This is a genomic window from Pseudomonas sp. B7(2017), from assembly GCF_002112745.1.
GTDB classification, from domain to species: Bacteria; Pseudomonadota; Gammaproteobacteria; order Pseudomonadales; family Pseudomonadaceae; genus Aquipseudomonas; species Aquipseudomonas ekonensis.
In genome coordinates this window covers 518,930-539,814 of sequence record NZ_NEIP01000003.1, presented here as the reverse complement: position 1 = coordinate 539,814, position 20,885 = coordinate 518,930, and the positions used below count along the sequence as shown (strand labels likewise).

Genomic DNA, 20,885 nt, shown 5'->3' with positions numbered 1-20,885 from the left:
CCCTGCGCCGAACCTGAGCCTGATGCTGGAGAACACCATGAACAACAGATTCGCCGACAAAGTCGCGCTGGTCACCGGCGCCGCGCAAGGCATCGGTCGCCGGGTGTGCGAGCGCTTGCTGGAGGAGGGCGCCCGGGTGGTGGCCGTCGACCGTTCGGAGTTGGTCCATGAATTGCAGGGCGGGCACGTCCTGACGCTGACCGCCGACCTTGAGCAATACGCCGATTGCGCCCGGGCGATGGCCGCCGCCATCGATGCCTTCGGGCGTCTCGACATCCTGGTCAACAACGTCGGCGGCACGATTTGGGCCAAGCCGTTCGAGCACTACGAAACCGCGCAGATCGAAGCCGAAGTGCGCCGCTCGCTGTTCCCGACCCTGTGGTGCTGCCACGCGGCGTTGCCCCACATGCTCAAGCAGGGGCGGGGCGCCATCGTCAACGTGTCGTCGATCGCCACCCGCAGCGTGAACCGCGTGCCCTACGGCGCGGCCAAGGGCGGCATCAATGCGCTCACCGCGTGCCTGGCGTTCGAGAACGCCGAGCGCGGCATTCGCGTCAACGCCACCGCCCCCGGCGGCACCGAGGCGCCGCCGCGGCGCATCCCGCGCAACGCCGCGCAGCAGTCGGCGCAGGAGCAGGCCTGGTATCAGGAGATCGTCGCGCAGACCCTCGACAGCAGCCTGATGAAACGCTACGGCACCCTCGACGAACAGGTCGGCGCGATCCTGTTCCTCGCCTCCGACGAGGCCTCCTACATCACCGGCGTGACCCTGCCGGTCGGTGGCGGCGACCTCGGTTGAACACGTTGAAACGGACATTGAAATGAACCCAATCCTGATCGAAAGCCTGACGGCGGTGATCGTCGACCTGCCGACCATCCGCCCGCACAAACTGGCGATGCACACGATGCAGAACCAGACCCTGGTGATCCTGCGCCTGCGTTGCAGCGACGGCATCGAGGGCATCGGCGAGGCCACCACCATCGGCGGTCTGGCCTACGGCAACGAGAGCCCGGAAAGCATCAAGGCCAACATCGACGCGCACCTGGCGCCGGCCCTGACCGGCCTGGACGCCTGCAACATCAACGCCGCCATGCAGACCCTGGACAAAGTCGCCAAGGGCAACACCTTCGCCAAGTCCGGCATCGAAAGCGCCTTGCTCGACGCCCAGGGCAAGCGCTTGGGCCTGCCGGTCAGCGAACTGCTCGGCGGCCGGGTGCGCGACAGCCTGGAAGTGGCCTGGACACTGGCCAGCGGCGACACCGCCCGGGACATCGCCGAAGCCGAGCAGATGCTGGAGGCGCGCCGGCACCGCATCTTCAAGCTGAAGATCGGCGCCAACCCGCTGGAGCAGGACCTGGCCCATGCGGTGGCGATCAAGCGGGCCCTGGGCGACCGCGCCAGCGTGCGGGTCGATGTCAACCAGTACTGGGACGAGTCCCAGGCGATCCGTGGCTGTCGGGTGCTCGGCGACAACGGCATCGACCTGATCGAACAGCCGATCTCGCGGGTCAACCGCGCAGGCCAGGTGCGCCTCAACCAGCGCAGCCCGGCGCCGGTCATGGCCGACGAATCCATCGAAAGCGTCGAGGACGCCTTCAGCCTCGCCGCAGACGGCGCAGCCAGCGTGTTCGCCTTGAAGATCGCCAAGAACGGTGGTCCCCGCGCGGTGTTGCGCACCGCGCAGATCGCCGAGGCCTGCGGCATCGCCCTGTACGGCGGCACCATGCTCGAAGGTTCGGTCGGCACCCTGACCTCGGCCCACGCGTTCCTCACCCTGCGGCAGCTGACCTGGGGCACCGAGCTGTTCGGCCCGTTGCTGCTGACCGAAGACATCGTCACCGAAGCGCCGCAGTACCGCGATTTCCACCTGCACATTCCCCGCACGCCGGGCCTGGGCCTGACGCTGGACGAAGCGCGCCTGGCGCGGTTCCGCCGTGCCTGAACCGAAGGAGAGAGCACCATGCTGTTCCACGTAAAGATGACCGTGAAACTGCCCGCCGACATGGATCCGGCCGTCGCCGCGCGGCTCAAGGCCGACGAAAAGGAGCTGGCCCAGCGCCTGCAGCGCGAAGGCCTGTGGCGGCACCTGTGGCGCATCGCCGGGCACTACGCCAACTACAGCGTATTCGACGTGCCCAGCGTCGAGGCGCTGCACGACACCCTGATGCGCCTGCCGCTGTTCCCTTACATGGACATCGAGATCGACGGGCTCTGCCGCCATCCGTCGTCGATCCACGAGGACGACCGCTGACCCTGAGCGCACCAGTTCCCCCCTGTGGGAGCGGGCTTGCCCGCGATTGCGGTGGACCTGTGACGAATACTTCGACTGACACGCCGCCATCGCGGGCAAGCCCGCTCCCACAGGGGGCGGTGCACTGCTCCGGGACTTTTGCGACCCGCACAACAACAAAATGAGGTGAACCCCATGACCGTGAAGATTGCCCACACCGCCGAGCTGCAAGCGTTCTTCGAAGAGGCCGCCGGCTTCTCCAACGACCTTGGCAGCACCCGTTTGAAGACCATCGTCCTGCGCGTGCTCCAGGACGCCGCCCGGCTGATCGAAGACCTGGACATCACCGACGCCGAATTCTGGAAAGCCGTCGACTACCTCAACCGCCTCGGCGACCGCTCCGAGGCCGGGCTGCTGGTGGCGGGGCTCGGCATCGAGCATTTCCTCGACCTGCTGCAAGACGCCAAGGACGCCCAGGCCGGCCAGACCGGCGGCACGCCGCGCACCATCGAAGGGCCGCTGTACGTGGCGGGTGCGCCGCTGTGCGAAGGCACCTGCCGGATGGACGACGGCAGCGAGGAGGGCAGCGCCACGGTGATGTTCCTCGAAGGCCGGGTGTTCGACCTGCACGGCGAGCCGCTGGCCGGCGCCACCGTCGACCTGTGGCACGCCAATACCCGAGGCACCTACTCGTTCTTCGACCCGAGTCAGTCCGAGTTCAACCTGCGCCGACGCATCGTCACCGACGCCCAGGGCCGCTACCGCGCCCGCAGCATCGTGCCGTCGGGCTACGGCTGCGATCCCCGAGGCCCGACCCAGGAATGCCTGAACCTGCTCGGCCGTCACGGCCAGCGTCCGGCCCACGTGCATTTCTTCATCTCGGCACCGGGCCACCGGCACCTGACCACCCAGATCAACCTCGCCGGGGACCGCTACCTGTGGGACGACTTCGCCTACGCCACCCGCGAAGGCCTGGTCGGCGAAGTGACGTACCGCGAGGACGGCGCCCGGGGCGTGGCGGGGCGTTACGCCGAGCTGAACTTCGACTTCCGGTTGCAGCCGGCCACCGATGCGGCGGCCGAACGGCGCAGCGCCCGTCCGCGGGCATTGCAGGAAGCCTGATCGCGTTCGATGCGGCGCTAGGTTCGCGCCCGTCCGACAGGTAGCATGGGTGCATCCATGTCACAGAGCGGACCGCAAATTGATCGAGCGTCGCCACTTCAGCGGAGGCATGAAAGGCAAGAACCTCCGCTACCTCAACGAAAACCCGGACGGGCCGGTCTCCCGGCTCCGCACGGGTTTTCTGTTGCTGGAGCATTTCTCCCTGCCGGCGTTCACCCAGACGCTGGACACGATCGTCACCACCAACCTGCTGCGCCCCGGCCTGTTTTCGTCCCGCACGTTCGGCCTGAGCGACGGCGAAGTGATCAGCGACCTGGGCCTGGTGATCCGCCCGGACGAGCGTCTGGACGCCTCGTCGATCCAGGCGCTGGACCTGTTGGTGATCTGCGGCGGCTACCGCACCGAACTCAAGGCCGGCGAAGAACTCATCCAGCTGATCAAGTCCGCCGCCGCCCAAGGGGTGGTGCTGGCCGGGCTGTGGAACGGCGCGTGGTTCCTCGGCAAGGCCGGGGTGCTGGACGGCTACCGCTGCGCCATCCACCCGGAACACCGCCCGGCGCTGGCGGAAATCAGCAAGGCGACCCAGGTCAGCAGCGAACCCTACGTGATCGACCGCGACCGCCTCACGGCCTCCAGCCCCTCCGGCGCGTTCCACATGGCGCTGGACTGGATCAAGGGCTTGCACGGCAAGGCGCTGGTCGAGGGCATCGAAGACATCCTCGCGTTCGAGGAATCCCGTTACCGGCGGATCAAGCCGAGCGAGAACATCTGCGTCAGCGCGCCCCTGCGCGAAGTGGTCAAGCTGATGGACGCCAACCTGGAGGAACCGCTGGAGCTGGAGCAACTGGCGGCCTACGCGGGACGATCGCGGCGCCAGCTCGAACGCCTGTTCAAGGAGCAACTGGGCACCACCCCGCAGCGCTATTACCTGGAACTGCGCATCACCGAGGCCCGGCGTCTGCTGCAGCACACGGAGCTGTCGCAGATGGAAGTGTTGGTGGCCTGCGGTTTCGTGTCGCCGAGCCATTTCAGCAAATGCTACAGCGCGTTCTTCGGCTACCGGCCGTCCAAGGAAAAGCGCCTGGTCAAGTAGGCAAAAAAAGGCCGGGAGCACCCGGCCGAAAAGGAAGGAAAACGGATCAGTCGCAGACCGCACTCAGCGGTTGAGGAACGCCAGCAGGTCTTCGTTCAGCGCTTGGGCGTGGGTCACCGCAAAGCCGTGGGGCGCGCCGGCATAGACTTTCAGTTCGGCGCCCTTGATCTGCTCGGCGGCCAGTTTGCCGGTGGTCTCGAACGGCACGATCTGGTCGTCGTCGCCGTGGATCACCAGGGTCGGCACATCGATCTTGGCCATGTCCGGACGGAAGTCGGTTTCCGAGAACGCGGTGACGCAATCCACGGTGCCTTTGAGCGAGGCCAGCAACGCGATGTTGAGGGTCTGGGTCAGCACGCCGTCGGAGACCGTCTGGCCCTTGTTGGTGCCGTAGAACGGCGCGGCGAAATCGGCGATGAACTGCGCACGGTCCTTCAGCAGGCCGGCCTTGATCCCGTCGAACACCGGCTTGCCGACGCCGGCGGCGAAGTCAGGCTTCTGGCCGAACAGCGGCGTCACCGCGCCGAGCAGCACCAGCCCGGACACCCGCGCGCTGCCATGGCGGGCGAGGTAGCGGCTGACGTCGCCGCCACCCATGGAGAAGCCGACCAGGGTCACGTCACGCAGGTCCAGGTGGTTGATCAACTGCGCGATGTCGTCGGCGAAGGTGTCGTAGTCGTAGCCGTTCCACGGCTGGTCGGACCGGCCGAAGCCACGGCGGTCGAACGCGATCGTGCGGTAGCCGCGGCTGCTCAGGTACTCCATCTGGTATTCCCACATGTCGGCGTCCAGCGGCCAGCCATGGCTGAACAGGACGGGCCGGCCGCTGCCCCAGTCCTTGTAGTAGATCTCGGTGCCGTCTTGGGTCAGGAACGTGCTCATGGAAACTCCTTGTGTTCGAGGGGAGGGGATGAAGGCAGCGATCACTATCCACGCAAAGCGCGGCGGCTTCTTGTACGCAGGTGCTAAGTTTCCGGCGGGAAGGCTCCTCGCCGGAAAATTCGCAGTCCCGAGGGACCGTTTTTCCCCGTTCTATCCGGGAAACATCCTGCATCCCTGTCGGAGTCGGACGATTTCGCCGCAACCGTTCGTCGGCGACACTGAGGCGGTGAATCGATTAATTGACGCCAGAATAGTGGCTCCTTATGATGCGCCACCATTTTGATATCATTCTCCGTCTCGAGGGATCGAACATGTACCCATCTGCCCTCGCGGCGAGACTGGGCGTAGCGTTGCTGTGCCTTTCTGCGCTGAATCTCGCTCATGCAGCGCCCACCCCCGGCGACACCGACCTGATCCGCGACCGCCAGAACCGCCTGCTCGAAGAGCAGCAGCGGCGCCTGGAGGAGCTCAAGGACCTGCCGGGCAAGGCGGCCGAACCGGCCAAGCCCGCCGCGCCCGCCGACACCCGCTGCTTTCAGATCGACGACATCGAGCTCAAGGGCGCCGACAGCCTGTCCGAGGGCGAGAAGGCCGGGCTGCTCAAGCCTTACATCGGGCAGTGCCTGGGCGTGCCGCAGCTCAACGAGCTGCTCAAGGTCATCACCGACCGCTACATCGAGAAGGGCCTGGTGACCAGCCGCGCCTACCTGCCGCAGCAGGACCTGTCCGGCGGGCACTTGAAGGTGCTGGTGGTCGAGGGCCGCCTCGAAGGCCTGAAGGGCGCCGAGAACAGCCGGCTCTCGGAACGCGAGCTGGCCATGGCGTTTCCCGGCAAGAGCGGCGAGCTGGTCAATCTGCGCGAGATCGAGCAGATGGTCGACCAGCTCAACCGCCTGCCGTCCAACCAGGCCAAGATGGAGCTAGCGCCGGGCAAGAGCGTCGGCGGCAGCGAGGTGCTGGTCACCAACACGCCGCAGAAGCCGTGGCGGGCGGGGCTGTCGCGCAGCAACGAGGGCCAGCGCAGCACTGGCGAGCAGCAGTGGGGCACCACCTTCGACTGGGACAGCCCCCTGGGCCTGGCCGATCAGCTGTCGCTGCGCGGCGGCCACGACGCGATGACCGACCACCAGCACACCTCCAACAACGCCATGCTGTCCTACAGCGTGCCGTGGGGCTGGTGGAACTTCAGCTACACCTACAGCCAGAGCGAGTACCGCTCGCAGATCGCCGCCAACGGCTACAACTTCAAGCAGACCGGCGACAGCGAAAACCATCAGTTGCACGCCGAGCGGGTGATCCACCGCGATTCGGTGAGCAAGACTTCCCTCAGCGGCGGCCTGTCTTACCTGCGCAGCAACAACTTCATCGAAGACAGCAAGCTGCGCCTGAGCAGCAACCGCATCAGCGAGGCGCAACTGGGCTTCAACCACGGCCGGCGGATCGGCGGCGCCTTCGTCAACTTCGACGCGGGCGTGCAGCAGGGCATCGGCGCCTTCGACGCCCAAGGCAGCCACGACCCGGGCCCCGGCGAGCCGGACGCCCGCTACCGCAAGTACACCGCGACCCTAAGCTACCTGCAGCCGTTCAAGCTGTGGGGCGAGTCCCTCAGCTTCAGCAGCCTGATGACCGGCCAGCGCAGCGAAGACGTGCTGTTCAGCCCGCAGCGCACCAGCCTCGGCGGGCTGTCGTCGATCCGCGGCTATAAGGATCAGTCGCTGTCCGGCGACAGCGGCGGCTACTGGCGCAACGACCTGCGCTGGACGCGGCCGGTCGACGTCGAATGGCTGCGCCCGGTGTTCGCCGAATACGGCACCAGCCTCGGCTACGACCAAGGCGTGATCCGGCGCGACCGCTACAACGGCGACCAGCACGGCCGCATGTCGAGCAACTCGCTGGAGCTGTTCGCCCGTGGCCAGCACGTCGCCGCGACGGTGACCTTCGCCCATTCCCTGGAACGCCCGGACGCGCTGCCCGAGCGCGAAGCGCCGATCTGGTTCCGCCTGGACTTCTTCATCTGATATTTGCCTGACCCCGAGACTCCAATATGAACATTCGTCAACCGGCCTTCCTGGCCGGTCAGCCTACTGCTGCCGTCAATCCGCGCGAGCGCTTCCTGGGCATGCCCAAGCGCGGGCTGGCGTTCCTGCTGGCGAACGTCATGTTCTGGCAGCCGTTGTGGGCGCAGGCGGACGGGATCGTGGTGGCCAACCCCGGCACCGGGCTGGACCGGGCCGGCAACGGCGTGCCGATCGTCAACATCGCCACGCCCAACGGCACGGGGCTGTCGCACAACCAGTTCAACGACTACAACGTCGGCGCCCAGGGGGTGATCCTCAACAACGCGGCCACCCAGACCGCCGCCACCCAACTGGGCGGCCACATCATCGGCAACCCGAACCTGAAGAACAGCGGCTCGGCCCAGACCATCCTCAACGAAGTGGTCGGCGGCAGCCCGAGCCAGCTGCGCGGCTACACCGAGGTGGCGGGGCAGTCGGCGCGGGTGATCGTGGCCAACCCCTACGGCATCACCTGCAGCGGCTGCGGCTTCATCAACGCACCGCGGGTCACGCTGACCACCGGCAAGCCGGTGCTGGACAACGGACGCCTCGACCGCTTCCAGGTCGACCAGGGCAGCGTCGCCATCGAAGGCGAGGGCCTGAATGCGGGCAATGTCGACCGCTTCGAGATCATCACCCGCAGCGCGAAGATCAACGCCCAGATCCAGGCGCAGAACCTGGCCATCGTCGCCGGACGCAACGACGTCAACGCCGACAGCCTCAACGCCACGGCCCGCGCCGACGACGGCAGCGCCAAGCCGCAGCTGGCCATCGACAGCTCGGCCCTGGGCGGGATGTACGCCGGGGCGATCAAGCTGGTGGGCACCGAGGCCGGGGTCGGCGTGAAGCTCGACGGCAAACTGATCGCCAGCGGCGGCGACATCCAGCTCGACGCCAACGGTCAGCTGAGCCTGGCCGAGACTTCGGCCACCGGCGCTGTCAACGTCAAGGCCGCCGGCCTCGATGCGCGCGGCGCGGTCTACGCCGGCACCGCGCTGAACGTGCAGACCCAGGGCGACCTGACCAGCCGGCAGACCCTCGCCGCCCGAGACAGCATCGCCCTGACGGCGGGCGGTCAGCTGAGCAACGCCGGCATCGTCGAGGCCGGGGTCAATGCCGACAACAGCCGCAACGCCAACGGCGATGTGAGCCTGAGCGCGCAGAGCCTCAGCAACAGCAAGAGCGTGGTCGCCAGCCGCAACCTGACCGTCACTGTGGCGCAGAACCTGAACAACCAGGGCGGCACGCTCAGCGGGCAGCGCACGGCGGTCACGGCCGGAACGCTCGACAACCGCGACGGCGCGCGGGTGCTGGGCGGCCAGTCCCTGAGCCTGAATGCCGGCCAGGTGCTGAACGGCAAGGGCGTCATCAACAGCGGCGGCAACTTCAACGGCAACGTCGGGCAGTTCAGCAACTCCGGCGGCGAGTTCTCCAGCCAAACCGACAGCGTCCTGGTCGTCACCGCGCTCGACAACGTCGCCGGCCTCATGACCGCCGGCCGCTTGCTGGACCTGAGCGCATTGGGTGCGATCAACAACAGCGCCGGCAAGATCGGCGCAAAGCAAAATGTGATCGTTCGCGCGCAGCGACTCGACAACAGCCAGCAAGGCCAGTTGACCAGTGAAGGCACGCTGACCACCCGGATCGGCGGCCAGCTCGACAACCGCAAAGGCTTGATCCAGGCCAACGGCGCGATGGATGTGCAGGCCACCCGCCTGGACAACGGCGCGGGCAAGGTATCGTCGCTCAACACCCTGATCCTCAACAGCACGAACACCGACAACCGAGGCGGCTTGATTCGTGCCGATCTGGCGACGAAGCTGACGGTCGGAGAACTGGACAACCGTGAAAAGGGACGGATATCCGGCAAGGGCGACATCGAGGCGAACATCGACGTCCTGAGCCAACAGGGCGGTGAACTGGTCGCCGAAGGCAACCTGACGCTGACCGGCAAGCAGCTGGGCAACCGCGAGGACAGCCTGGTCGCTTCGCTCAAGGCCCTGACCGTGAACGTCGATCAGATCGACAACCGGGGCGGTTCGCTGTCCGGCGGGCAGGGCCTGCTGATCAGCGGTGCGCGCCTGGACAACAGCGACAACGGCAAGGTGCTGTCCGATACGACCCTGGGCCTGAAGGTCGCGCAGATCATCAACGCCACCAACGGCCTGATCTTCGGCAAGGGCGCCGTGACACTGAGCGGCATCGGCCTGAGCAACGTGGGCGGACGGATCGTCACCCAGAAGGACCTGAAGCTGGCCTTCGACGAGGTCATCGACAACCAGAACGGCCTGATCAGCAGCGACGGCCGCTTGACCCTCGATGCCGGGCGCCTCGACAACCGCTTGGGCAAGCTGTCGGGCCTTGAGGCGATCGCGCTGACCAGCGTCGGCGCCGCGCTGAACCAGGGTGGCCTGATCGTTTCGCAAAAAGGCCTGACCTTCGCCAGCGGCAGCCTCGACAACAGCGACGCCGGCCTGATCAGCGCCAAGGGCGACTCGACCCTGAGCACCGGCGAGTTCAAGAACCGCCGGGGCGGCAGCCTGGCCACCGACGGCACGCTGCTGCTGACGGCCGCGCACCTGGACAACGGCGGCGGCAGGATCGGCAGCCAGCAGCAGATGACGGTATCGCTCACGTCGCTGGAGCAGGACGGCGGCGAACTGTTCAGCAACGGCGACCTGACGCTCGACATGAACCGGGGCCTGCTGGACAACCGGCGCGGCAACCTCCGCACGCCTGGCCAGTTGTTGCTGAAGAACCTCGGCGAGGTGAACAACGGCGCCGGCGAGATCGCCGGGGCCAAGGCCTGGAGCCTGACTGCGCAGAGCCTGAGCAACGACGGCGGCAAACTGCTGAGCAACGAAAAGCTCACCCTGGTCGTCGACCGGGCGCTGAGCAACGTCAAGGGGCTGATCGCCGCCGCCGGCCTCGACAGCCGCAGCGCCAGCCTGGACAACACCGACGGCGAAATCCGCATTCGCGGGGAGGCGGGGCTCACCGTCAGCGACACCTTCGGCAACCAGGCCGGGGTGGTCATCGCCGACGCCGGCCTGACCGTCGACGCCGCCAGCCTGGACAACCGCCGCGAAGGCCTGGTGGGCGCCGCAAAAGCGCTGAAACTCACCGTCGGCCGCCTCGACAACCGCACCGGCGAGCTGTCGGGCAAGGCCGATGTGAGCCTCACCGGCGCCTGGCTCGACAACAGCGACAGCGGCTACATCCTGGCCGGCGGCAACCTGGCGCTGACCGTGGGCGAGGTGTTCAACCGCAACGGCGGCGTGCTGTCCGGCGATGCGGGGCTGACGCTGACCGGGGCGACCCTGGAGAACAGCGGCCGGCTGAGCACGTTGCGTGACTTGTCGATCAACCTGTCGTCGGCCCTGAACAACGATCAGGGGCGTCTCAACAGCGAAGGGGCGCTGTCGGTCAACGCCCAGAGCCTGAGCAACGACAAAGGCGTGGTCTCCAGCGCCAAGGCCCTGAGCGTTAACACCCGTGGCGCCGTGAGCAACAAGGGCGGCCAACTGCTGACAGACGCTGCGCTCACCCTCAACAGCCAGTCGCTGGACAACCAGGACAAGGGCGTCATCAGCAGCAAGGGCAATTTGAGCCTCACCACCGGCGCGCTGAACAACAGCCGGGGAAGCCTCTTCTCCGACGGCCGGCTTGAGCTCGATGCGGGCCAGGTGACCAACACCGCCGGCAGCCTGGGCGCCACCACCGAGTTGGCGGGCAAGGTCCGCGGCCTGGATCAGCAGGGCGGCAAGTTCTTCAGCAAGGGCAGCCTGAGCCTGGACCTGCAAGGCGGCGCGCTGAACAACGAAGACGGACTCATCAACGCACCGGGCGTGTTGTCGTTGACGAACCTCGTCGGGATCGACAACCGCAACGGTGAGATCTCCAGCGGACAGGCCTTCGACCTGATCGCCGCCTCGCTGGACAACAGCGGCGGCCAGGTGCTGAGCAACCAGAAGCTGACCCTGACGCTCGACAAGGCCCTGACCTCGGTCAAGGGCAAGATCGCTGCAGCGGCGCTTAAGGTCCGTGCCGCGAGCCTGGACAACAGCGACGGCGGGGTGCTGCTCAGCGACAGCGACCTGAGCGTGACCGTCGACGGCCTGCTGGACAACGGCAACGGCACGGTCAAGGCCGCACAGCAGTTGACGCTCAACAGCAGCGGCCTGAACAACCGGGGCGGCATGCTGCTGGGGAAAACCGGCATCAACATCGATCTGGGCACGACGGCGGCGGATCTCAACAACCAGAACGGCCTGATCAACACCAAGGGCGTGCTGAGCATTGCGCACCTGCGCGACCTGGACAACCGTAAGGGCGAGATCTCCAGCGTCAACGGCTTCAGCCTGACCGGCAACCGCCTGGACAACCGTGGCGGCAACCTGATCAGCAACGACCGACTGCACCTGACGGCAGCCGAGATCCTGAACCAGGGCGGCCTGGTGTCCGGCTGGAACGGCGTGACCGTCGACGGCGGCAGCCTCGACAACAGCCAGGAAGGCACGGTCTCCAGCCAGTTCGGTGATCTGGCCATCGGCCTCAGCGGCGCGTTGGTCAACCACAGCAAGGGCGGTCTGGGCGGCAAGGGCGAGGTGACCATCAAGGCGGCCAGCCTCGACAACACCGCCGGGATCATCACCAGCGGCGACCGGCAGTCGCTCACCCTTACTGACGGCACCCTGATCAATTCCTCGGGCGGTCTGATCGAAAGCAGCGGCACTCTCGATATTCGTGCAACCGACCTGAACAACGCCGGCGGCCGTATCACCGCCGCCAAGACCATGACTGTCACCGGTTCGCGACTGGACAATACCGGTGGCCGTCTCGTAGGCGACGGCAGCGTTGCCCTCGACCTGCTCGGTGCGCTGACCAACATCAACGGCGTTCTGGGCAGCGCGGGCCCGCTGGAGATCCTGCGCGCCAGTGGCGTCTACAACCAAGGTGGCCAGTTGATCAGCCAGTCTTGGCTGAAACTGCTGACCGCAGGCGAGATGAACAACAGCCAGCAGGGGACGATTTCGGCCGATGGCCGGCTTGAGATCGCCTCCGCCGGCACGCTTCGCAACGATGCCGATGGCCTGATCAACAGCCGTGAGGGCGATGTGATCCTTACCGTTGGCGGGCTGAACAACGGCAACGGTGCCGTGCAGGCCGGCAACGCGTTGACCGTTGACGCGGGCACCGGGGCCATCGACAACCAGGGTGGCAAACTCATCGCCCGCAATGGCGACCTGACCCTGAACGCCAGCAGTCTCGATAACCGTGGCGGGATGCTGTCGAGCCTCAAGGGGCTGATGCAAAGCCGCCTGACCGGCGTGCTGCGCAACGGTCAGGGCGGCAAGATCGAAGGCGGCCGGATCGATCTGCGTGCTTGGGGCGGCATCTACAGCGGCGCGGGGCGAATCGCTGCCAACACGGGCGATATCCTGCTCGATGCAGGGAGCAATCTCCTGGATAACAGCGGCGGCGGGATCTACGCCAAAGGCCTGCTCAACGCCACCGCCGGCTCGGTGAACAACGATGGCGGCCAAATCAGCGCCAGCAAGATCGACGTCGTCAGCAACGGCAATTTTTCCAACCGCGGCGGCCTGATCGAAAGCGCCAGCACCCTGGCCATCCGCGCCGCCAACCTCGACAACCAGGGCGGCAAGCTACGGGCGCTGGGCAACGCCGGCAAGACCGACTTCCAGATCGGCAGCCTGTTCGACAACCGTAACGGTCTGGTGGAGACCGCCAACACCGATCTCATTCTCACCACACCGGGCTTCCTCAATGCGGGCGGCACTGTCACCCACGTCGGAACGGGCGAATTCGGCATCTCCACCGCGAATGTCATGAATGCCGGCGGCTCGCTGGTCACCCTGGGTGGCTTGACCTTGGCCGCCGACAGCTGGACCAACAGCAGCGTCATTCAGGCTGGGCGCCTTACGGTCAACGTCAACAATTTCACTCAGACGGCGAGCGGACAGCTGCTGGCGACGACCAAGCTGGTCGGGCGCGGCGGGAACTGGAACAACGATGGGTTGATTGCCGCTGGCGGCGGATTGGACATTCAGCTGAGCGGCCGTTACTACGGCAATGGCCGACTCAGCAGCGTCGGGGACTTGGGCCTCACTGCTGCGCAGATCGAATTGCCTTCGGCCGCCAGCATCACGGGAGCCTCCAAGACCACGCTCACCAGTCGCGGCAGCCTGACCAATCTGGGACGGCTCACATCCGTTGGCGACCTCAACGTCAATGCAGACGCGCTGATCAACAACGGGACGCTTGGCGGCAGCAGTAAAGTGACGATCACCGCCAACTCTCTGCTGAACCAGAACAGCCTGATTTTCAGCGGTGCTGACATGCAACTGCGTGTCGGCACACTGACCAATCGCTATGCCGATATCTACGGCATGGGTGACATCAGCGTCTCGCGGGACGGCATCGGTGGCTGGAGCTCATCGATCGAAAACCTTTCAGGGACTATCGAAAGCGTCGGCGACCTGAACTTGGCGGCGGATCGCATCGAGAACCGCAAGGATGTGTTTGAGGTGGCGGGGGGCGGGCTGGTTTCCGGAACGATCGGTGTTCGTTGCGAAACCTGCACCTCCTTCCAGGACATTCGTTATGAGAGCCGGATTCCCAGTCACATCGTCTGGGTCGAGAAGTACCAGTCATCCATCGTCAAGGATTCGGCGTCGGGCACATTGACCGCCGGCCGCAACTTGACAGGAAACGGTCGCGAATTCATCAACAACGCGTCGGTGGTCAGTGCCGGTCGTGATCTGACGCTCAACGTACAGAACTTCACCAACCAGGGAGCCACTGTCGGTGACTACACCGTCACGCGTTGGTTGGACGCGCCTCGCGAATCGAAAACCTTGAGCTTCTGGCAGGCCGTTCTGAACTACAACGCTGCCAACGATCCCGATTATGACTCCGGCAAAAAGGGTGTCTTGAACGGCAAAATTGTCATGGTTCCCAATATTCATACCTGGGACATGAATGAAGTCGAAACACTGTCCACCATTGGAGGACGTCAAGGTGGCGGCGAAGCCATCAGGTATCTGTCCTTTGGTTCGATCGTTGCCGAATACAGCAATGGTCAGATTTTCTATGCTCCGCCGAGTTACGACAGCGGTGTGCGTAGCGAAGCGCCGGATATCGTAAAGAACGCAACATTCACCAGAAACACAACCGTCGAGAGCGGCGCGACCGCCAGTGCCAACGCCGTCGTGCAGGCCGGCGGCACCGTCTACATCAATGCATCGAACAAACTGGACAACGGAGTCGTGCGCAACGGCAACGCGACGGCAGCCGGTACGTCCCGTCTAGGATCCACGCAGCTGGGCGGACAGGTGACGCCGACCGTCATCCGCATCAATTCGCAGTTGCCTCCCGATCTGGCCCAGCAACAGGTCAACCCTCTGACGTTGCCGGGTTTCACCCTGCCGGCTGGTGAAAATGGCTTGTTCCGCCTGAGCCACAAGGAAGGCGCCGATCCGACCCCAGCAGTGGAGCACGACTGGAGCATCGGCACGATTGCCGCCGCTACCAGCTCGCGCACCGACGGTATGCCGGTCAGGTCGGCCACTCCGTTGCAGTTCGATCAAAACGGCCCGGTATCGACAGGTAAGCGTGACTTGAGCCTGGCAGAACGTCCGTCGTTGAGCCTCGGTGACAAGACTGTTCCGGTCAGCGTGAACGCCGGCGCCGACAAGCCGGTGGGCGTGCTGTCGCCAGGCGGCAAAGCCACCTCATTTTACGTACAGCGTGTTGAAGGGCTACCCGACACCAGTGTGAGTTCCAACCCGCACAAGTACCTCATCGAGACCAACCCGGCGCTGACCAACCTCAAGTCGTTCATGAGCTCGGACTACTTGCTGGGCAAGCTCGGCTACGACCCCGACACCAGCGCCAAGCGCCTCGGCGACGGCCTGTTCGAGCAGCGTCTGGTGCAGCAGGCCGTGGTCGCCCGCACCGGCCAGCGCTTCATCGACGGCCAGACTTCCGACGAAGCGATGTTCAAGTACCTGATGAACAACGCGGTGGCGAGCAAGAACGAGCTCAACCTGTCCGTCGGCGTGACCCTGACCGCCCAGCAAGTGGCGGCGCTGACCCACGACATCGTCTGGCTCGAAGAGCACGAAGTGAACGGCGAAAAGGTCTTGGTGCCGGTGCTGTACATGGCCCAGGCCAACAACCGCCTGGCGCCGAACGGAGCGCTGATCCAAGGCAACGACGTGACCCTGATCGCCGGCGGCGACCTGAACAACGCCGGCACGCTGAAGGCATCGAACAACCTGTCGGCCGAAGCTGGCAACAATCTCACCAACAGCGGCCTGATCGAAGCCGGCGAGCGCCTGACCCTCAAGGCCGGCAACGACATCGTCAACAAGTCCGGCGGCATCATCTCCGGACGTGACGTCACGCTCACCACGACCCGCGGCGACGTGATCAACCAGCGCGACGTGAACAGCATCGACGGCAGTCGCGGCACAAGCCTGTTCCACCGCGACGTGCTCGACAACGCGGCGCGAATCGAAGCGGTCAACGACCTGAAGATCGATTCCGGGCGCGACATCAACAACATCGGCGGCGTGCTGCAAAGCGGCCAGGATATGACGCTGGACGCTGATCGCGACATCAACATCACCTCGGTGCAGGATCGCAGCACCACTGGCCGTGGAAGCAGTTTCCTCAACCAGACCGTGACTCAGCAGGGGGCGGAGGTGAAGTCCGGGCGGGACCTGACGATCAATGCCGATCGCGATGTGGCGATCATCGCCAGTCGCCTCGATGCCAAGCGTGATCTGAAAATCGATGCCGACAAAGACATCGTCATCACGTCTGCCGCCAACGAAAGCGACTATGTCTCGCGCGGCAAGAAATTCGCCAACGAAACCCACAGTGTCACGCAACAGTCATCCGTCTTGAATGCCGGGCGTGATGTTGCCCTGAGTGCGGGCAACGATCTGGGCATCATCGCGAGTCGAATCAAGGCTGACGACAATGTGAGTCTGAACGCCGTGCAGGACATTGCTGTCGCTTCTGCGCAGGATGAAAGCTCTTCCTATTACTACAAGAAGAAAAATGGATCGTTCGGACGCAGCAAGACCACCCAAAGCGAAAGCTACGACAGCAGCAACGTGGCCTCTGTGGTGGAGGCAGGGCACGATCTGACGGTAAACACGAGTCAATCGGAAAAGGGTGGTGTAGCGCTGAAAGGAGGGCACGATCTCACCGTCATCGGCAGTCAACTGAAAGCCGGGAACAACCTTGTCCTGGGGGCTCTCAATGATGTCTCGGTGCTTTCCGGCATCGAAGAACAAGGTGCTTACAGCAAGACAACGAAGAAGGGCTCCTTCGGCCTCTCCAAAAGCGGTAACAGTGAGTTTTGGACAAATTCCAGTCAAGTAGCGAGCCAGTTGGACGCTGGCCACGATCTGGTCATTGCTGCGGGCAAAGATGTACTTTTTCAAGCCAGTACTGCTTCGGCTGGCAACGATGTCGAGTTACGCGCCGGCCTGGTGAACAACAATGGCGACATCAATCTGATTTCGGCCAGCGATACGGCGTACAGCCACAGTGAGTCCTATAAAAAGAAGGCCGGCCTCTCTCTCTCCGGCGGATTTCTGTCCATTGCTTCAGCCTCGGAGGCGGGACGAGAAGGGCAAAGCAGCACCAGCGTGGGCAGCCTGGTCAGTGCTGGGCGTGACGCGATCTTGAGCGCGGAGCGTGACATCAACGTGTTGGGCAGCGCCATCGTGGCCGAACGTCACGTGAGCATGAATGCCGGCCGGGATGCCAATGTGCTGGCGGTATCAAATGAGGATGCCGAGCGGTCATGGTCGAAGTCCAAGCAGTCAGGCATTGGAGTCTCCAGTAACGCCAACGGCGTGAGCTTTTTCGCCGGCACAGACAGCCTCAATACCAGGAACCGGCTCGAGCATCAGACGGCTGGAGCCAGCCAAATCAATGCAGGTCAAGATCTTTCCATTACCGCAAAGCGTGACATCAACCAGGTCGGTTCGGATCTGCAGGCTAACAACGACATCGATTTGAGCGCCGGGCACAACATTAACATTGATGCGGCTCGTGAAACGTTGTTGGTAGAACAGCAGCGCGAATTCGGACGTAATGGATTGGGGGTAAGTTTCAACCACAACTATGGCCAGACCAAAGATGCGGTCAAGGGAATAGGAAAGGGCGAGGATGGTATCAGCCAGGTCTCAAGTGGCCTGAAAGGCGTGGACGCTGTGGGTCAGTTCCTTTCGGGGCCGACCGCAGATGTCAAGTTCGGCAGCAGTAAGCAGACCAGCAATCAACAGACCATTGAGCAAGGCAACAGGTCGTCGACATTGGGCGCCGGTCACGATCTGAACCTGACTGCCCAGAACGACGTATCAGTCAAGGGGGCAAAGTTTCAGGCTGGGCGCGACATCAATGTGGTGGGCCGCGACGTCACCTTCGATGTAGCAAAGGGCAGTGTCAGTCAGGACAGTACTCAGCGCGAGAGCTGGGGGGGCATCCATGGCGGCACCAGCGGTGGTTTCAAGATCGGCGTCGGCGGTAGTTATGGCATAGCGACCCAAGACGGAACGCATGGTGCATCAACGCCCACTCAGCTCGGAGCAGGCAGAGACGTCAATCTTCAAGCCAGCCACGACATGAACCTGGTGGGCACCCAGGTCATTGCCCATCGCGACATCGAACTCAACGCCTTCAACGATCTGAATATCCGTTCGGCACAAAACGACAGCAGCAGCGAGAGCAACCGGCACAACGGTGGTGGTGAGGCTGGACTGGTCTTTGGTTCTGAGGGGATTGGTATTTATGCCAGCGTCAACATAGGCAAGGGCAACCTGGAGCGGGACGGCGAGCGTCAGCAGGAGGCCTATCTCTATGCCGGGGATCGACTGGGGTTCACCAGTGGCAAGGATACCAACATTGCCGGCGCCACGTTGCGTGGCGATGAGGTGAATGGCCGAGTGGGTGGAGACCTCAATGTTTCTTCCGTGGCCGATACCGGAAAGGTAAAGGGTAAAGAGTTCGATGTCAGTGTAACCGGCACCTATGGTGCGGGAGGCATAAGTGGTTCAGTCGGTTACGGCCAGACCACCGGCAAGACTAACTGGATTGAACAGCAAACCTCTATCACAGGTAAAAGCAAGGTCGATATCCGCACAGGAAAGCACACCCAACTGGACGGGGCACTGGTCGCAGCTGACAACGGCAATTTGAAATTGGACACCGGAACATTGGGCTTCCGGAATATTGCCGGCGAAGACAACGAACACGGTTACTACCTGAACGTCGGTGGCAGTTATACGGCCGGGAAAGGCAAGGAGGGTGAAACCGGCTGGAGCGCCAGTGGCTGGAAGCATGACAAGGAACGGGAGCAAACCGTACGGGCGACTGTCGGGGCCGGCGAGATCGTTGTGCGCAACGATGCCGAAACAGGCAACGATTCCACTGTCGGACTGAACCGCGATGTGGACAAGGCGTATGACATCACCAAGGACAAGGAGTCCCGCACGGATCTGTACGTGACCAAGTCCTCGCTTGATGCGGTGTTGGATACTCCCGGCACACTTCAGTCCTGGAAAAAAAGCATAGAGAACTATGCGGACAATACACAGGGTGCCTATGAGTCGGCACTGACCTTGATCTCTGGTCCGATCAAAGTCGTGGATCAAACATGGAACAATATTCAGGCTCAGCGCGTAACACTGGATGAAGTGCCCGCTTCGGCGCGTGCCGAGCTGGGAGATGAGTTGGCTCTCAACATCGCCAAGAATCTGGTGCGAAACGGCAGAGATCCACGCGATGTTAACAACCTGAAGCCCGAAGACATCGTCGCTATCCGACAGTATGTAGAGGTCTTTTCCAAATTTTCCGCGGCGCAGGAAGATTGCAGTATTTCTGGAGGTTGCGGCTCGGGCGATGCCAAACCCGATAACTGGGATCCCAATCACTATCGCGACAATGACCCAAAGAACCGGATCTCTTGGCTGGGGAGTTCGGCAGCGGGCACTCCAGGTGGCGAGTTGCTGCTTCGTGCTGACATGCTGCAGACCTACATGGATGGACTGCCCAAGGAGCAGGCTCAACTGCTGGCATTAGGTATCCAGGCTGTCATGGGGCCGGCAAAGACTGCCCTTGGTCTCGCAGGTAATGTCCTGATCAACAAGTTGTTCGGCGACAAAATTGAGGCAATCAAAGACCAATTGGCCAAAAACTTGGCCAGTAAACTTAGCGGTGAGGACAAGGGGCGACTGGAGGATAACGACAACCTACTTAAGCAACTGCACCAACTTGATGTGATTCCGCGTGAGGGCGGCGACGCTTATGTTCGGGGTGCCGCAACTCTACTGAACATCGCTTTGGGAACAGCGAGCAACATGGCCGGTGCCGTGGCCGGTAAAGTCTTCAGCGTCGTGGCTGGCAAGGTGACCGGTGACGGAAAGACTACCGATCCTATAACGCTTGACCCGAAGCATCCCGATTGGTCTAAGGAATTCGGGGATAAGGAAAAGGGATGGGTGGATGGCCCGAATGACAAGCCACCTGTCCATGGTGGACTAGATTCGCCTCGCGTCGATTCGGTGGTCAAGATCCAGACGACTAACTCCGTCAAAGGCTCCCAAGAGTATGAGATTCTCAACAACCCGAGCGCGAGGAGCCCCTACACCCGCTATGAGCTCGATAATGGAAACACCTTCACGACCAATAGCAAGGGTATGGTGGAGGAGTTGACCTTTACGCCTAATAAGGAAAAAATTCCTCGAGATTCGAGACAGACCGAGGCTGGCAAGGAAGGACGTGACACAGACGTGGGCGGACATGCTCAAGCTTGTAGTCAAGGCGGGACATGCGACAAATATAATCTGTTTCCACAGGACAGGAATTTTAATAACTCTGCTTTCAAAGTGTTCTATGAAAATAGAATTAGAGAGGCGCTTGATGATCCTTCGAAAACAGTAGGGATGACGACAATTAGATTTGAACGTGAGGATCCAGGTTCTGTTCGGCCTGATTCGTTGCAGGTGTTTTATACTATTGATGGTAAAGTAAAGTCAGTGGTTTTTGAAAATGAACCAAGACAAATTCCGGAGGTGATTGAGTGATTGCAGAAGATTTTGAAGTTTTTAAGAAGATTTTTCAGATGGTAGAGGGCGGTATTGTTCACGGCTATGACTCATTTCGATATGAGGTTGAGGTCGGTAAAGGTTATATGGAGGCCGAGCTAACAGTCGAAAAAAATGGTGTTGAGACAACTCATGTGGAAATAGACTTTAATATTTCGGATGTTTATTTTTTGGTGAAAGAGCTTAACGGCAATGCCGCGCGGCGCGGTGAACCATGGAAATCATTTGTCCTCACCTATCGCGAGGGAGAGCAGGCGAAGATAAAGTTTAACTATTGAGGGAATAACCTTCTATAGGGGGCAATGCTGGAGGGCATGGACTGCTGTAGGAGGATGCTCAGAGTACTGCGGCG

The 20,885-nt window shown here is 62.9% G+C and carries 9 protein-coding genes; 8 read left to right on the top strand and 1 reads right to left on the bottom strand.

Translation table 11 applies throughout. The features are described from left to right. Positions 1–37 precede the first annotated feature (37 nt). From CAG29_RS08755 to CAG29_RS08735, 5 genes are all read left to right on the top strand, one after another. Positions 38–799 carry a 1,6-dihydroxycyclohexa-2,4-diene-1-carboxylate dehydrogenase gene (locus CAG29_RS08755; protein WP_085586512.1) on the top strand — a complete coding sequence of 254 codons (762 nt, stop codon included), beginning with the start codon at positions 38–40 and terminating at the stop codon, positions 797–799. 22 nt (positions 800–821) lie between these two features. Beyond that, positions 822–1,943, top strand: coding sequence for a muconate cycloisomerase family protein (locus CAG29_RS08750; protein WP_085586492.1), 1,122 nt, complete (start codon positions 822–824; stop codon positions 1,941–1,943). Positions 1,944–1,961: 18 nt separating this feature from the next. Continuing rightward, positions 1,962–2,252 carry a muconolactone Delta-isomerase gene (gene catC, locus CAG29_RS08745; protein ID WP_085586494.1) on the top strand — a complete coding sequence of 97 codons (291 nt, stop codon included), beginning with the start codon at positions 1,962–1,964 and terminating at the stop codon, positions 2,250–2,252. A 174-nt stretch (positions 2,253–2,426) separates the two neighbouring features. Beyond that, complete coding sequence (gene catA / locus CAG29_RS08740) at positions 2,427–3,353, top strand: catechol 1,2-dioxygenase (RefSeq protein WP_085586496.1); 927 nt, start codon at positions 2,427–2,429, stop codon at positions 3,351–3,353. 109 nt (positions 3,354–3,462) lie between these two features. Continuing rightward, positions 3,463–4,446 (top strand): GlxA family transcriptional regulator, encoded by a 984-nt coding sequence (locus tag CAG29_RS08735; protein ID WP_085586498.1) that lies wholly within the window; start codon positions 3,463–3,465, stop codon positions 4,444–4,446. 63 nt (positions 4,447–4,509) lie between these two features. On the opposite strand, the gene CAG29_RS08730 is transcribed toward CAG29_RS08735, so the two are convergent. Continuing rightward, positions 4,510–5,328 carry an alpha/beta fold hydrolase gene (locus CAG29_RS08730; RefSeq protein ID WP_085586500.1) on the bottom strand — a complete coding sequence of 273 codons (819 nt, stop codon included), beginning with the start codon at positions 5,326–5,328 and terminating at the stop codon, positions 4,510–4,512. A 311-nt stretch (positions 5,329–5,639) separates the two neighbouring features. Between CAG29_RS08730 and CAG29_RS08725 the strand changes: the two genes are divergently transcribed. Genes CAG29_RS08725 through CAG29_RS08715 form a run of 3 tightly spaced genes read left to right on the top strand, consistent with a single transcriptional unit; the run spans position 5,640 to position 20,811 of the window. Further along, the gene (locus CAG29_RS08725; RefSeq protein ID WP_085694252.1) at positions 5,640–7,346 is read left to right on the top strand and encodes a ShlB/FhaC/HecB family hemolysin secretion/activation protein; all 1,707 of its coding nucleotides are present in this window, start codon (positions 5,640–5,642) and stop codon (positions 7,344–7,346) included. Between the two features lie 26 nt (positions 7,347–7,372). Beyond that, positions 7,373–20,512, top strand: a complete 13,140-nt coding sequence (locus tag CAG29_RS08720) for a hemagglutinin repeat-containing protein (protein WP_085694250.1) — start codon at positions 7,373–7,375, stop codon at positions 20,510–20,512. Next, on the top strand, positions 20,509–20,811 hold the full coding sequence (locus CAG29_RS08715) for a hypothetical protein (protein ID WP_085694248.1): 303 nt from the start codon (positions 20,509–20,511) through the stop codon (positions 20,809–20,811). Before CAG29_RS08720 ends, CAG29_RS08715 begins: the two co-directional genes overlap by 4 nt. Positions 20,812–20,885: the final 74 nt, after the last annotated feature.

Coding starts and splice junctions, on each gene's coding strand:
- catC (WP_085586494.1), top strand. CDS start 1,962: ATGCTGTTCCACGTAAAGATGACCGTGAAACTGCCCGCCGACATGGAT.
- CAG29_RS08730 (WP_085586500.1), bottom strand. CDS start 5,328: ATGAGCACGTTCCTGACCCAAGACGGCACCGAGATCTACTACAAGGAC.
- CAG29_RS08720 (WP_085694250.1), top strand. CDS start 7,373: ATGAACATTCGTCAACCGGCCTTCCTGGCCGGTCAGCCTACTGCTGCC.
- CAG29_RS08725 (WP_085694252.1), top strand. CDS start 5,640: ATGTACCCATCTGCCCTCGCGGCGAGACTGGGCGTAGCGTTGCTGTGC.
- CAG29_RS08750 (WP_085586492.1), top strand. CDS start 822: ATGAACCCAATCCTGATCGAAAGCCTGACGGCGGTGATCGTCGACCTG.
- catA (WP_085586496.1), top strand. CDS start 2,427: ATGACCGTGAAGATTGCCCACACCGCCGAGCTGCAAGCGTTCTTCGAA.
- CAG29_RS08735 (WP_085586498.1), top strand. CDS start 3,463: ATGAAAGGCAAGAACCTCCGCTACCTCAACGAAAACCCGGACGGGCCG.
- CAG29_RS08755 (WP_085586512.1), top strand. CDS start 38: ATGAACAACAGATTCGCCGACAAAGTCGCGCTGGTCACCGGCGCCGCG.